Genomic DNA, 14974 nt, shown 5'->3' on the forward strand with positions numbered 1-14974 from the left:
GCAGACTTCCCGCAGACTTCCCGCAGACTTCCCGCAGACTTCCCGCAGACTTCCACCTATTTTTCAAAGAATTAAACCAGTCTTACCGCGACAATGATGCTGCAAACCAGACAATAAAATGGCAGCGGGGCATATCCCCCCGCTGGAAATCGCTGGAACGAAGGCCGCGAGACAAGGACCAGGCACCATGGATGGCGCCGGGAGGGCATGCCGAGACAGGACATCGAGTCATGCCCGGTCCGCGGGATAAGGCCGGGAGTGGAAGGGACCGCGAAGCGGCGATTTCCGTTGCGGGGCCGCGAGGGGAGTCGGGGAGCGAGCGGGACGCTCCCCGACCCGTTCACTGATAACCGGAGTTAACAAAGAGCACCAGACATAAAGTGAACGGAAAAACAGCGGTGCATCAGACAGATTCCCGACTGACACCATGAACGGAAAAAAGCGTCGCTCCAGACTCACCGCCTGAACGAAAAAACTTACCCCCTCCCCCCCTGATACCCCCTCAGCGCCTGCGCCGCCGCCGGGTGGCTGGCCTGCATCACCATCCACGGGCTCAACGCCCAGGGCGCGGTCTCAACCGCCTGCAGCACCTGCTCCAGGGGCAACCAGCGGTAATCACTCACCTCGTCGGCGCGGGGGGCTATCGCGTTCTGCGCCCGGGCGGCGAACACCGGGCAAATCTCGTTTTCAACAATCCCGCTGCTGTCCACGGCGCGGTAACGAAATTCCGGGTAGACCGACTGAATATCACTGACCTCCAGCCCGGTCTCGTAGCGGCAGCGGCGCGCTATTGCCGCTGCCATTGCTTCTCCCTGCTGCGGATGACCGCATACTGAATTGGTCCATACCCCGGGCCAGGCCTTTTTGGTTAACGCCCGACGGGTAAGCAATAGCAGACCCTGTTGGTTGAAAACCCAACAGGAAAACGCAAGATGCAGGGGAGTACTGGTGTGATGTACCGTCGCTTTTTCCTGAATACCTGCCGGATGACCTTGTTCATCCAGCAGTACAACATGTTCGGAAATCATCTTTAACATCCGTGGGTTGGGGGAGGCGCTGCGGGTCAGGCGAGGCTGACAGGAGCAATAAACAGCGGACCGGGCAACCCATCCGCCGTATCTGTCAGCCTATTGTAGCGGCGATTTTTTGGCGCCGTTAGCCAGCCAGTGTGCTCCATCGCCAGGAGAACGACATCACCCATAGCAGACCGCTAAAAATCATCGCGGCACCATTAACCGCTGGACCCGTCAGCATTATGTTCGCTTGTCATGCCTCTGCTGTCGCCAGTCCGGGTGACTTTGCGCGGTAGAATCCCGCCGGGTGCTGTGGGGCACGTTTCAGCGGCGCAGCGCGGGCGCGGGTGGACGGCGAGCGCCAGCGAAAAAAAACGATAACTCCCCGACATCGTTATTCGAAATCCGTCAGGAAGCGTTTGACGTCCACTGCTTTGAATTTCGAACGCTCAAAATGCGATTTCAGGTGGAACGGCACCGTGCAGTCGAAAATGGTTTTACAGGACATGCCCTGCTGGAGAATCGACGGGCTGTATTCCGGCATCTGCGACGGGTCGAGGGGATGGCAGCGCACGCCGGGGATAAACACCGTATCGACATCACCCTGATAGCGGGTCTGCATCGCCCACAGCACATCATCGCTGTCAAAAATGTCCACGTCTTCATCCACCAGGATAACGTTTTTCAGCTCAGAGAAGGCAGAAAACGCCAGCAGCGCCGCCTGGCGCTGACGTCCTTCATCCACCGGGGAGGATTTTTTAAACTGCATCACCGCCAGCAGTTTGCCGCCGCCGGCGGAATGGGCGAAGACGTTGAGCAGTTTGCCCGGCATGGCGCGTTCCACCATATCAAGAATACTGGCTTCCGTGGGGATCCCGGCCATATTGACATGTTCTTCGCCCGGGCCGAGCGTGGTGCGCCAGACTGGATTGCGGCGATGGGTGACGGCTTTCACTTTGATTACCGGAAGCGCTTCTTTGGCTTCCCCGGTATAACCCGGAAATTCCGGCATCGCCCGCCCGGTATGGGTATTCTGGTCTTCGCGTACCCGCACGTTTGGCAGCAGTTCGCCTTCAATGACGATTTCCGCGTGGGCAATCGCTTTCTCATCGATAGTTTTACATTTCACCATCTCTACCGGGTGGCCGCGCAGGGCGCCGGCGATGCTCAGCTCGTTGAACCCCAGCGGGGTCGTGGGGGGCTCAAAACAGGCGGCGATTTCGATAGCCGGATCCACCCCAATACTGATGGATATCGGTAGCGGCTGGCCCGCCGCCTCCGCCTTCATACGGAAAGCATCAATATGGCGTCCTGGCGTCAGCCACATGGAGAGTTCATCGCGGCTCTGGACGCACAGGCGATGGATGGTAATGTCCGACTCCCGGGTCTGCGGGTCGGAAGCGTAGCACAGACCCATCGTGATATAGGGGCCGGCGTCCTCTTCGGTATTGGTCGGCGCCGGCAACAGGGTACGCAGGTCAAAATTCGGGTCGTCGGCCAGGTGGACCACCTGCTGGCAAACCGCTTCGCTGGCGGCGATTTCCACCGGCGGGATGGCGTTTTTTACCGAATCTTTCAGCAGGAAACCGAGTTTTTCCGGCGGGCAGTTGAGAAAATGGCTGACGCGTTTGCGTGAACCGTTAAGCCCGATGGCCACGCTGATATCTTTAAAGCCTTTGAGGTTGTGGAACACCATCGCCGGGCCGTTTTTCCGGGTCGGGCGCTGGCAGGTGCCGCCGGCGCCGACATAGCGGTATACCCCGGATAGCTCGGCATGGGGATCGACTTCCACCCGGGTTTCGACATATTCGCCGGGCAGTGTTTTAAGCAGTTCCAGCGCGGTGCGCATATCGCGGACCAGCGATTTTTCATCGGCGTACTGGGTCATGATGTTATTTTCTCGATACCGGGAGGGGGAATAAGAAATATATTCCCCGGAAAAAACAGCGACAAATACCGTTTATGTCATGCAGCCCATATCGAAAAAGTGTGGTGCTGGTGCGCTATGATGGATAAACATCGGCAGCAAATCGGGAGGATGCGGTGGATCTGAAGAGGCTGAAGTATTTCTGCAAGGTGGTGGAGCAGGGGTCGGTAAGCCAGGCCGCCCGGCTACTGAATATGGCGCAGCCGCCGCTCAGCAAGCGGATTCAGGAACTGGAAGAAGAGCTGGGTGTGGCGCTGTTTGTACGGAACGGCAACCGCATTGAACCGACCAATGCCGGTTACCACATGTATCGCCGCGCCTGCGAAATTTTACGCCAGGTTGAAGATGCGACTCAGGAAACCATTCAGATTGCCCACCAGGAGGTGCGCGTATTACGTATTGGCCTGACTCATCTGTTTCAGCGTTACTTTAAGCCGCTGTTTCTGGAATTACACCGCCGCCATCCACAGGTGGAATTAAGTATTTCAGTATCGGATTCCAGTCACCTTGAGTCGTTGCTCAATGACGGATTAATTGATATTGCGCTGATTCAGAAACCCTATCGCAGCGAAGGCTACGATTTTGTGGCGTTCGATCCGATCAAACTGGTAGCGGTGGTCAGTAAAAAGCTGTTGCCGGAAAAACCGCAGGATCCTTTCCCGTATCTGGCGCTGGGTAAATATCCGCTGGTGCTGCTGCATCGGGCGCGGGATGCCGGGACTTATGAAATATTGCTCGATCTGTTTCGTAAGGGAGGCGTGCATCCGCAGGTGATGATGCACATTACCCAGCCCGGAGCGATCCTCGACTGGCTGGAATCCGGGCTGGAGGGCGCTACCCTGCTGCCCTGTTGCGAGGTGGACGCCAGCCAGTTACACAACAGCCATGTACTGGAGGTTTTCCCTTCTCCGCAGATCTTTTTCCCGGCGATGGTAAAAACGCCGATGACCCCCTATGTGAAAGAGTTGATGGAGATTGTCTCCGACGGCTATCCGCTGCGCTGAGCCGGCGCCGGGGGCAGCCACAGGCGGGAGAAATCAAACCAGCCGTCGGCGGTGAGGGTAATGTCCTCAACATTTTCCAGCGCGTTGATCTGGTAGTTGTAGTGGAATAGCGGTGTGCACAGGGCATCATGCAGCAGCGGTCGATAGAAATCGGCAATCCGCTGCGGATAACTTTCGGCATCGGCGCTACAGGCCAGCAGATGTTGTTTCCCCTTCAGCCAGACATCAGGTTCGAGCACCGCCTGCCAGGCGGGATCGTGGGTGAACCACTCCTCCAGGGTTAATGCCGGAATCTCTCCCGCCAGGTGGTCGCCGATAATCATATCCATACCGTCCAGTGTTCCGGCCTGGTACCACTCGCGGCGTTGATAAAAATACATCTTCAGTTCCCGGCCCTGGCGGCGCCAACAGGCCTGCATTTTTTCCGCCAGCAGGCGTAGTTCCGCGGTGTCGTAACAGGCGAGGCTGGCGCTGGTCGGCAGTGCGCCCTCATTTGCCGGAGAAAAGGCCGGCATGGCGAGGTCATCCAGTAACTGACTTACCGGCACCAGATCGCTGCGTGCGGCCAGGTCACGATAAAACAGGCTCAGCAACTGACTGCGCAGCGCCTGGCGCACCGGCAGCGGGTGCCGGTGGTGGATCATCATCCAGGTGAAGCCTTTTCCTGGCTGGGACCGGGTTTCTGGCTGGCGATTTTGCTGACCCTGACCAACGGTAATATGCCCGGATTTAAATGCTGGCGAGCGCGCCCCGGCGCCGGAGGTGGTCCAGAATTCAATGGCATGCAGTAGCGGGTGGTTCGCGAAATACCACGGATGTTTTTCCAGGCGCAGATAGTGGCTCTGGTGAGACGCGATACTGAAAGGGCCGGCGCCGATTTCCGGCAGCGCCGGGTGCGGCAAACGCCACAGCGGGCTGGCCATCCGCTGCGCCAGCAGGGCGTCAGGGCTGGCAAGACGGAACTCCAGGCAATCCTCATGGCTCAGGCGAATGTCGCTGATATGTTCGGTTCCCCGGTTACGCAGCGGATCGACCAGCGCCTGATGCAGCGCGGCCAGAATCTGCTCCGCCTCAATCCCCTGGCCGTTTTGCCAGCGCAGCCCGGTGCGCAGGAAGAAACGCCAGCGGCGTCTGGCGGCATCGCACTGCCAGTGATGGGCCAGATCGGCGATCGGCTCCGGGTGGCCGGGCATAAAACGGGTCAGTCCGGCGTGGATCTCGCCGACCAGGTGGCGTTCCGCCCGCTGGGCGCCCAGTGTCGGGGCTGGCGTCCCCAGGCTGCGGTACCAGGGGATGCGTAACGTTGGCTGGTGCTGCAGCCATTTTCCGCCCAGAAACGGGGCGATAATGTGGTGCAGGCTGGCGGGATCGCCGTCGGCTAACTGGAGCGCGCTCTGGTAATCCCCTTTTGCCAGGCAAACCTGCATCAGGGATACGCTCAGGCTGCTGGCCGGCATTTGGCACTGGAGTCGCGCGCGATGACCGCGGCCCGGGCTGGCCTGCCAGCTCAACCAGCCGCTGGCGCTGAGCTGCTTGATAAGCGTGCGTACGTGGCGTTCGCTGCAAATCAGGATCTCGGCCAGCTCACTGAGCGTGGTGTGGGTTTCCTGGTTACCGAAACGGTCGAGCAGGCGCTGGTACTGGCGAACTTTCTGCAACTGACGCATCGTTAACCTCCGGGTGAATATTGGCCGGGCTGTTTTGTTTTAAGTGTACGTTTTAAACAGGAACAAATAAGGCTGCAATGCACAAACTGTTCCTGTTTATCTCCCAGGCCATGAAATCGCGCAGGGCGTGTAATGAATAGGTTCGCTGAGCCAGGCGCAATAAAGGGAAAACCGTCGTGACGGTTTCCCTGCTGAATTACAAACCGGTATGGTTGCGGATTCGCTGGGCGATGCCTTCCGCCTGCGGACCCAGGATCACCTGGGCGCTCTGGGTACCGATTTTTAGCACCCCTTTGGCGCCGAGCGTTTTCAGGGTCGCTTCATCCAGGCGGCGGTTGTCGGCCAGGGTGAGACGCAGGCGGGTAATGCAGGCGTCCACGGATCGCAGATTGTCTTTGCCGCCCAGCGCGGTGATATAGCGCTCAATGGTGATATCGTCATCCGTCACGCTTTGCGCCAGGGTATCCTGCGTTTCACGGCCCGGGGTTTTCAGGTTAAAGAAGCGGATCGCCAGCGAGAAGCAGACGAAGTAGATCGCGAAGAATACCGCAATCAGCGGAATCAGCATCCACGGTCGGGTAGCCAGACCCCAGTTCAGCACCAGGTCGATCAGCCCGGCGGAGAAACCAAAACCGTGCAGAATCCCCAGGCTATTGACGATTACCATGCTGACGCCGGCCAGAATGGCATGCAGCGCATACAGTCCCGGCGCGAGGAACAGGAAGGAGAACTCCAGCGGTTCGGTGATACCGGTCAGGAACGCGGTCAGCGCCACGGAGAGCAGCATACCGCCAATCAGCGGGCGGCGTGTTTTTGGCGCGGCGAAATACATCGCCAGCGCAGCACCCGGCAGGCCGCCCATAAAGACAGGATAGGCCCATGCCATATAGACCCCGGCATGGGGATCGCCGGCAAAGAAACGGTTCAGATCGCCGCGGGTCATTTCGCTGGCGATTTGGCTAATCGCCGAACCATCAATCCCCGGCACCATGCCACCGACGGTTAAACCTTTCACCACCTCCGGCGCCAGGCAGATATTGTGCATCGCGCCGCCCAGATCGTAGGTGACTTTCAGGCAATCACCGAGGCTGAACCAGAATACCGAGTGCAGAATATAGTGCAGACCAAACGGGATCAGCGCCCGGTTGAGAATACCGTACACAAACCAGCCGGTTTCACCGCTTCTGGAGACCATCAGGCTGAAGTGGTCGATACCGTGCTGTACGGCAGGCCAGATATGACCGCAAATCCACGCCAGCAACAGGCAGATCAGCCCGGTCATGATCGGCACCAGGCGTTTACCGGCAAAGAATGCCAGAAAATCCGGCAGTTTGGTGTCGGAGAAACGGTTGTAACAATGGTCCGCCACAATACCGGCGATAATGCCGGCAAAGAAAGACATATTGATGGTGGAATCAATCACCGCAGTGGCTTTGGTCAGCACCAGAAAACCGACGGCGCCAGCCAGCGCGGCGGCGCCGGCGTTATCTTTGGCCAGACCGATAGCGATCCCCAGTGCAAACAATAACGGCAGACTGTCAAAGATACCGCCGCCAGCGCTGGCGATAAACGGGATATTTAAAACGTCCGGCTGGCCGAGACGGAGCAGAATCGCGGCCACCGGAAGCGTGGCGATGGGTAACATCAGGGCTTTACCCAGACGTTGCAGGTAACTGAATACGTTCATTAGCGATGGATCCTGTAAAGGTACTTAATTCACGTCGAAAATTAATCGCATCAGTAAGAGAAATAAATACCCGAAATTAAATTTAGTGATGTAGTTTGCAAAAAAATAACTTCGGGCATATTGATTTTTTACTTAAAGTAAAAACAAGGAACAAATATAAAAACGATTTTGGGTTTAATACATATATAAATCTGATTTGAATAATTAATTTATATGTCTGCTAAATATATTAGCGGCGTTTTTTTACCGTTGGCGACATTAATTCAGTTAATCGTTCAATACGCTGTTCCGGGCTGAGCCATAGCCAGGCGAAGAGCGGTTTTTCAATATGCTGTACGCGCTGAAAATAGTGACGCAGATAGTCGATTTCCTGTCGGAAGCCTGTCATTTTCCACCTCCATTGACGTGAATTATGTGCTTAACTCCTGCTTCAGGGCTGAAGCGCCGCCTTTATTTCGCAACCGGCCCTGTGATGAGGAGGGGATTAATCAGGAAACGTATCGGTAACCTGACCTGTGATGATAAGTATATTGATTAACCGGAAGTAAACGAGGAGCGTTTTATTAAACTGTTCCTGTTTTATCCGTGGCAGTGTCGTTACGGCCAATACTTTGCAGCGTAATAACCCCGGATTAAACATGGGAGCGCAGTGAATGGCCGGCCGTCTGTGACGACCGGCGCCACCGGTTAAAGCAGGTCTGTTACTGATGGGTTGCTGGTATCACGGTAAAAAGCGTGGACGTTTTTCCCCCGGGCGATGATATCCTGGCGGGAAACAGAATGGCGGGCCAGAAAAGGCAGCCAGTAAGTGCGTTCCCGGCCGGTAAAATCACTGGTGAACTCTTTACCACCATTCATCAACAGGCGTATTTCGCTGTCGGTGATAAACAGGTCGGCAAATTCAATACTAAATGGCACCAGGTTAAAGTTGAGCTTTGGGAAGGTCTGGGTGTCTGTTGCTTTTCCGATATTTCTCGGGCAGGCATAGATAAAATTGGCCGCCGGCGCAAGGCCTTGTTTGAGGAAATCATAAAAGGCCATCGATTTACGCAGGCTATGTAACGCCATCATGCCATCGATATAAAGATAGCGGCAGGCTGCTGCTTCAGGCGCCTGGTGGTCCGGGGCATCCGGGAAGTCCAGTAATTTTTTGGATGATATATATAAAATTCGTGTTGATAGCTCTAAATCATCGATCTGATAATTATCGGGTATCGAAAATGGATAGTGCCAGGAGAAATCCGGATGGGGGAGAAAGACGGATTCGCGGTAATCCAGGCCGGAAGTTCCTGTCGTCGAGCGCCAGTATCCTGATACCGGCGTACAAACTTCCAGCATGCCGGTGTCGGCAAAGTGTAATAAATCATTGACACTACATTTTAAGTTCCTGGAGGTCAGAAACTCCGCGGCTTCCGGCAGCGAATAAAAAAATCGATTAGGTAAAGACATGGTGGTAACTCCCTGTACACCAGTGGAACAATTTCATCTGCTAATATTATTATTAGGTTGTATAAAAATCCAAAATGATAACAGAGGTATAATTTTGTCCGAAAAGGGGAAGGAGTTATAGCAGAATTTAAATAATAAAAAAACAACTATCAGGTTTTCTGGTAAGTATCACGCAGTGACTTTTAGTTGATTGATTATTAATGAGAATAGGATGCTTTGCCGGATAGCGCAGAATTGATGGCGGGTATTAAAGTAGTATTTTACAGGTGTTTTTAGGAATAGATCTCGATCTTTATTTATAGCCGCCACTGAATAAATATAAATAATAATTATGGTTTTTTCGCTTCTGGTAATATCTGAATTTCCGGCGACCCGATAGCCGGCCTGGCCAGCCCGGAGGCGGGCTGGCTGGTTAAACTGCGGCTTAGCGCTGCGTCAGTTGATGCAGGTTATAGCCGTTGTGCGTGACGGTACCGGTCAGCGCGGTAATCAGATTATCGACGGCGCAGGCGGCCATGTTGTAGCGGGTTTCATGGGTCGCCGAGCCAATATGCGGCAGGGCGACAACGCCAGGCAACCGGAGCAGCTCGCTGTCAGCGGGCAGCGGCTCCTGTTCAAAGACGTCCAGCCCGGCGCCGCGGATAATCTCTTTTTTCAGGGCGTCAATTAAGTCTTGCTGGTTGACGATTTTCCCCCGGGCGCCATTAACCAGAATCGCGCCGGGTTTCATTTGCGCCAGACGACGGGCGTCGATCATTTTCTCGGTCTGCGGCGTCAGAGGCAGCGTCAGGCAGACAAAATCGGACTGCGCCAGCAACTCATCCAGCGAGCAGCGGCGCGCGTCGTATTGTTGTTCGACCTGTTGATTAGCGGTTTCGTTTACGTACAACACCCGCATGGCGAATCCGCCGTGCGCCCGGCGAGCCAGTGCGGCGCCGATACGCCCCATACCGATAATGCCGATCGTTTTGTGGTGGACATCGACGCCGTACATCGTCGCGTCAATGCTGCGCTTCCAGTGTCCGGCTTTCACCCACTCCGCCAGTTCGCCGGCGCGGCGAGCGGTCATCATCAATAGCATGAAAATGGTATCAGCGGTGGTTTCCGTGAGGACGGTGGGGGTGTGCATCAGCAGGATCCCGCGGCGGGTCAGGTCGTCGGGATCGAACTGATCGACACCCACTGAAATTGTGGAAATGGCCTGTAGCTGCGGCGCACAGTCGAGAAGACCGGCGCGTACCGGCGCGCTGGCGCCGATCATTCCCCGGGCGTCCTGTAGCGCCGCCTGCACCGCGCTGCGGTTGGCGTCGTTGATGCCGTCAAAAAAACGCACTTCGAAATGGGCATCCAGCCGCTGGCGCAAATCTTCCGGGATGCGTTTGTACAATACGATTGCTGGCTTCATGATATTTCCTCCTGTTCATGGGCGGCGAGCTGCTCCCGGTTCGGCAAACCTTCGCTGTCGCCCTGTACCTGGACTGCCAGCGAGCCAATCAGGTTACCGCGTCGCAACGCATCTCCGGGCGCTTTGCCTTCCAGTAGTGCACTCAGCACCCCAACGGCAAAGCCGTCGCCGGCGCCGACGGTATCGACGACATGGGCGACCGGAAATCCGGGGATGGTTGCCTGTTCTCCGGATGCCGATTTAAACCATGCCCCCTGCGGCCCAAGTTTGATGACCACCGCTTTGACGCCCTGCTCGAGATAAAAGTCGGCGATGGCCTGCGGCGCATCGTGGCCGGTGAGGAGTTTGCCTTCCTGCAATCCCGGCAGGACCAAATCCGCTTTAAACGCCAGCGCGTTCAGGGTTTCTACCATCGTCGGGGTATCCGGCCACAATACCGGCCGCAGGTTGGGGTCGAAAGAGAGGGTTCTTCCGGCGGCGAGGGCGGCGTCCGCCGCGTGATGGCATAGCGCCAGGACCTCGGGCGAGAGCGCGGCCGCCACGCCGGTCAGATGCAGATGGCGGGCCCGGAGGAAGTAGTCGGCGGAGAAATCCGCTACTGAAAGATGGCTGGCGGCGGAGTTCTTACGGAAATACTGCACAATGGGATCGATTCCATTTTTTTCCAGCGATTTGATCTGAAAGCCAGTAGCGTAGCCGGAATCGACCGTGACCTGGCGGTGGTCGATACCTTCTTTCTCCAGGCAGTTCAGGACATAGCGGCCAAAGGCATCGTTGCCCACCCGGCTGACCCAGCCGGCGCGCAGGCCGAGACGGGCGATGCCGGTGGCGACGTTCAGCTCCGCGCCGGCGATGCGTTTGATGAAATGCTCCACTTCGGCCAGATCGCCATACTCCCGGGCGACAAACATGGCCATCGCTTCGCCAATGGTTACCAGATCCAGCGTATCGTCCGTTCGGGGCGGAGAAACCAGCTTCATAGTCACAGTGATGTACTCCTTAAAAGCTCAACGTGATGGCGGGTGACGGCGGCGAGGTTGCTGCCGGCCAGCGGATATTCAATACCCCGCGGAACGTCCCGGGGCAGCGCGCGCAGCAGGTTTTTCCATGAGGCGTCCTGCTCATCGGGGGGCGTCGCGCGCCAGAGGTTGTAGTGCCAGGTCGCGACCTTAACGTGGATATAGCTCACCCAGTGACACAGCGCTGCGGCGGCTTCCAGAGCGGGTTGCTCCACCCAGCACCAGTTTGCCATATCGAAGGTATGTTTCACCGGCAGGGAACGGGCGGCTATTTCGTGGAAAAAAGCGTTCATCACCGCCAGGCTGCCTCCGACAGACGTTTGATCGTTTTCGATAGTCAGAATGAACGGCTGGCCGTTGAGCGCCCGGGCCAGCGGTTCGAGGTCGTCAAGACTGCGGGCGGAAAAATGTCCCAGCGCGAGCTTTAACTGCCGGGCGCGGAGGCGCTGCGCTTCGCCAAACAGCGAAGGTAACTGGGGATTCAGACTGCCGTCCGGCTGAAACAGCGGCAATGGCGCGGAATAGTGGGCCAGCAAACCGTTATCGGCGATTTTAACCTGTAACCGGGATAGCCCCTCCAGTTCGCTTTCGTCCAGCAGTTCGCGGCGGATCTCAATGCCGTCGGCGCCGCTGGCAGCGACGATCGCCAGCAGTGGCTGTTGGCCGCCGAAATGGCGCACGGTGGCATAACCATAGGCTGACGCCACGACAAAAATAGCCGGCTGCATGGGGAGTCTCCTGACTACGGCGGCGCAAACTGCGCGCCGCCAGGCTTATCGGTGATACGCGCTAGCTCATCCATGCCAGAGGCGCGAGGATAATCTGCGGGAAGATAATCAGCAGGATCACCACCAGGAATTCCGCCATCAGGAATGGCATCATACCCACCGTCACCGCGCCTATCTTCAGTTTACCCACCCCGCACACCGCGTTCAGGGAGGTGCCCACTGGCGGGGTTATCAGTCCCAGCGCGGTAATCATCACGAAGATGACCCCAAAGTACACCGGGTCGATGCCCACCGCTTTCACCACCGGCATCAGTACCGGCGCCAGAATCAGGATGATTGGCGTCTGGTCCATTGCAGTCCCGATAACAAACAGCAGGGTAACCAGCACCAGCAGGAAGATGGTCGGATGTTCCATAAACGGTTCCAGCATGACAATCAGATCGCCCGGCAGGTCGGCAACAGTGATCAGCCACGAGGTGACCATGGCGCCGCCCACCAGGAACATGACGGTGGCCGTCATTTTCCCGGCGTTGAGGAACAGTTTGAACAGGTCGCGGAACTGGAGCTCTTTGTAGACGAATTTTCCGACGAACAGCGCGTAGGCGGCAGCAACCACCCCGGCTTCGGTGGGGGTGAAGATACCGAACTTCAGACCGAACAGGATGATGAACGGCAGTACCATCGCCCAGGCGCCTTCTTTAAAGGCTTTACAGGCTTCGGCGCGGGTGGGTTTTTCGAACGTTACTACCTTGTCATGGCGCGAAACAAACCACCAGGTTATCAGAATGCTGACCCCCATCAGGATCCCGGGGACGATGCCGCCCATAAACAGCTTGGTGATCGACACCTGTGCGGCAACGCCGAACAGGATCAGACCGATGCTCGGCGGAATGACCGGGGCGATAACCCCGCCGCAGGCGATAAGCCCGGCGGAACGGTTGAGGTTATAGCCGGCTTCACGCATCATCGGCAGTAGCATCGCTGCCAGCGCGGTGGTATCCGCCAGCGCTGAGCCGGAAAGGCTGGCCATCAGGATGGCGGCGAACACCGTTACATAACCGAGACCGCCGCGGATATGGCCGACCAGCGCCAGCGCCATGCGGACAATGCGCCGCGACAGGCCGCCGGCGTTCATGAATTCACCCGCCAGCATAAAGAACGGCGCTGCCAGCAGTACGAAGTTATTGGTGCCGTCCACCGCGTTCTGGGCGATGAGCTGGGCATCAAACAAGTCCAGGTGCCACATCAGCCCGACGCCGCTCAGGAACAGGGCGAAGGAGATAGGCACGCCAATGGCGATAGCGCCAAGCAGGATGCCGAGGAAAATCAGAACCGTCATACGTTATTCTCCTCTGGCTGGCTGTCTTGTTTGCGGAACAGGTTAATGATGTTGCGAATGGCGTATAGCGCGATGCCGATACTGGCAATGACGCTGGTAATATACAGCGACGCCATCGGCCAACCGGTGACCGGAGAAACAGTGTCCATGTTGATGACGGTTTGCTGCCAGCCCCCTTCCAGCAGGAAGGAACAGACATAGAGAATTAATGCGTTGCTAATAAAGGCACAGGCTTTTTGCCCGGCAGGCGAGAGCTTCTGGACCAGCGAATCGACCCGAATATGGGTACCGTCTTTCATGGCGGCGATCGCACCCAGAAATGTTAGCCAGACAAAAAACAGCCGGGAGACTTCTTCTGAAAAGGTAATGCCCGAGTTAAAGCCGTAGCGTAAAACGACGTTAACAAACACCATTAACATCATCGACGCCAGGCAAAACACGATAATGGCATTGATCAGGTGGAGGATATATTTTTCTATCGTCGCCATGGGGACTTTCTCCTTGAACGGGGACCTGCAGGCGGCGCGCAGAACGTTCCCTGGTGTTGGTGTTCGCACGCGCCCCCGGACGGGATGAATTACAGGTCTTTTGTTCTTTCCAGTTCAGCCTGGAATTGTTTTAACAGTTCCGGATCCAGTTTTTCGGCATATTTCTGGGTGACCGGCTGTACAGCGGCGCGCATGCGGTCGATCTCTTCCGGCGCCAGTTCGTTAAGTTCCATACCGTTGGCAATCAGATTCTTACGGGATATTTCGGTCATATCGCGGGCAGATTTGCGCTGGGCATCGCGGGCGACAATGGCGGCATCCTGGAAGATTTTCTTCTCATCGGCGGACAGTTTGTCCCACAGTTTTTTACTGACCATCAGCATCTGCGGGTTATAGATATGGCGGGTGCCGCTGAAGTATTTCTGTACTTCGTAGAACTTGTTGGCGTCTACCGAGGTTTCCGGGTTTTCCTGGCCGTCAACGGTGCGGGTTTCCAGCGCAGTGTACAGCTCCGGCATCGGCATTGGTACGGCGTTGGCGCCCAGCGCGTTCAGCATATCGACATACAGCGGGTTAAGGATAGTACGGATCTTCAGTCCTTTGACATCCTCAATCTTATGAATGGCGCGCTTGTTGTTACTGATACTGCGGTAGCCCTGTTCCATATAGGCCAAACCCACCCAGCCTTTACCCGGCATGTAGTCCATCAGTTTCTGGCCAAACGGGCCGTCCAGCACCGCGTCGGCCTGGGCTTCATTTTTGAACGAGAACGGGAAGTCGAGCACGATAAATTCCGGAACAGTGCCGACAATCTGCGCCGGGGACATCATGGAAATTTCGATAGTGCCGCCCTGCATGGCGGAGGCGACCTGCTGTTCGCCGCCCAGCGTACCGTTCGGGAAGATTTTAATTTTGATTTTGTTATCCGTGTGTTTGGCGATTTCATCGACAAACACTTTGGCGCCGACGCCCTGCGGATGGTCAATGGCGTTAACAATCGGCATTTTCAGGTTGCGGGAGCTGATGTCTGCCGCCTGAGAGGAAAAAGACACCAGGGACAGACTGGCAGCGATGAGGGTAGAGGTAAAGAGTGTTTTCGCTTTCATATGTATAGTCTTCCGTCTGTACTACATGAAATGAGGGGAATGTCGGTAACGCGGCGTTCCATGCTTTGCCGTCGTTTCCTTAGTCGGTAACTTATATGGGACCGGTTCCATTGGCCAAACAAATCCTTCACATTTGACACAG

At 56.5% G+C, this 14974-nt stretch carries 13 protein-coding genes; 1 reads left to right on the top strand and 12 read right to left on the bottom strand.

What is annotated here, in order from left to right; genetic code table 11:
* Positions 1-476: 476 nt before the first annotated feature.
* Together idi and AQ981_RS06420 are read right to left on the bottom strand one after the other, a co-directional pair.
* Positions 477-1028 carry an isopentenyl-diphosphate Delta-isomerase gene (idi, locus tag AQ981_RS06415; RefSeq protein WP_058910927.1) on the bottom strand — a complete coding sequence of 184 codons (552 nt, stop codon included), beginning with the start codon at positions 1026-1028 and terminating at the stop codon, positions 477-479.
* A gap of 379 nt (positions 1029-1407) precedes the next feature.
* Positions 1408-2901: a UbiD family decarboxylase gene (locus tag AQ981_RS06420; protein ID WP_058910928.1), complete on the bottom strand. Its 1494-nt coding sequence runs from the start codon at positions 2899-2901 to the stop codon at positions 1408-1410.
* Between the two features lie 155 nt (positions 2902-3056).
* Here AQ981_RS06420 and AQ981_RS06425 point away from each other — a divergent pair, with 155 nt between their 5' ends.
* Positions 3057-3944, top strand: a complete 888-nt coding sequence (locus tag AQ981_RS06425) for a LysR family transcriptional regulator (protein ID WP_058910929.1) — start codon at positions 3057-3059, stop codon at positions 3942-3944.
* On the opposite strand, the gene AQ981_RS06430 is transcribed toward AQ981_RS06425, so the two are convergent.
* The 10 genes from AQ981_RS06430 to AQ981_RS06470 form a co-directional block, all read right to left on the bottom strand.
* Positions 3929-5611 (bottom strand): SgrR family transcriptional regulator, encoded by a 1683-nt coding sequence (locus tag AQ981_RS06430; RefSeq protein ID WP_058910930.1) that lies wholly within the window; start codon positions 5609-5611, stop codon positions 3929-3931. The genes AQ981_RS06425 and AQ981_RS06430 overlap by 16 nt on opposite strands.
* Before the next feature lie 196 nt (positions 5612-5807).
* Complete coding sequence (gene nagE / locus AQ981_RS06435; protein ID WP_058910931.1) at positions 5808-7298, bottom strand: N-acetylglucosamine-specific PTS transporter subunit IIBC; 1491 nt, start codon at positions 7296-7298, stop codon at positions 5808-5810.
* Positions 7299-7527: 229 nt separating this feature from the next.
* The gene (locus AQ981_RS28015) at positions 7528-7686 is read right to left on the bottom strand and encodes a hypothetical protein (RefSeq protein ID WP_249226275.1); all 159 of its coding nucleotides are present in this window, start codon (positions 7684-7686) and stop codon (positions 7528-7530) included.
* Positions 7687-7985: 299 nt separating this feature from the next.
* Entirely contained in the window at positions 7986-8747 is a 762-nt protein-coding gene (locus tag AQ981_RS06440) for a hypothetical protein (protein WP_058910932.1), read from the bottom strand.
* Positions 8748-9171: 424 nt separating this feature from the next.
* On the bottom strand, positions 9172-10152 hold the full coding sequence (locus AQ981_RS06445; protein WP_058910933.1) for an NAD(P)-dependent oxidoreductase: 981 nt from the start codon (positions 10150-10152) through the stop codon (positions 9172-9174).
* On the bottom strand, positions 10149-11132 hold the full coding sequence (locus AQ981_RS06450) for a sugar kinase (RefSeq protein ID WP_058910934.1): 984 nt from the start codon (positions 11130-11132) through the stop codon (positions 10149-10151). Before AQ981_RS06450 ends, AQ981_RS06445 begins: the two co-directional genes overlap by 4 nt.
* A 2-nt stretch (positions 11133-11134) precedes the next feature.
* Positions 11135-11899, bottom strand: coding sequence for a sugar phosphate isomerase/epimerase family protein (locus AQ981_RS06455; protein WP_058910935.1), 765 nt, complete (start codon positions 11897-11899; stop codon positions 11135-11137).
* A gap of 61 nt (positions 11900-11960) precedes the next feature.
* Positions 11961-13238 (bottom strand): TRAP transporter large permease, encoded by a 1278-nt coding sequence (locus AQ981_RS06460; RefSeq protein WP_058910936.1) that lies wholly within the window; start codon positions 13236-13238, stop codon positions 11961-11963.
* Positions 13235-13726: a TRAP transporter small permease gene (locus AQ981_RS06465; protein ID WP_058910937.1), complete on the bottom strand. Its 492-nt coding sequence runs from the start codon at positions 13724-13726 to the stop codon at positions 13235-13237. The genes AQ981_RS06460 and AQ981_RS06465 overlap by 4 nt, the downstream gene beginning before the upstream one ends.
* An 89-nt stretch (positions 13727-13815) precedes the next feature.
* Positions 13816-14832: a TRAP transporter substrate-binding protein gene (locus tag AQ981_RS06470; protein WP_058910938.1), complete on the bottom strand. Its 1017-nt coding sequence runs from the start codon at positions 14830-14832 to the stop codon at positions 13816-13818.
* Positions 14833-14974 lie beyond the last annotated feature (142 nt).

Source organism: Entomohabitans teleogrylli (assembly GCF_001484765.1).
Classification (GTDB): domain Bacteria; phylum Pseudomonadota; class Gammaproteobacteria; order Enterobacterales; family Enterobacteriaceae; genus Entomohabitans; species Entomohabitans teleogrylli.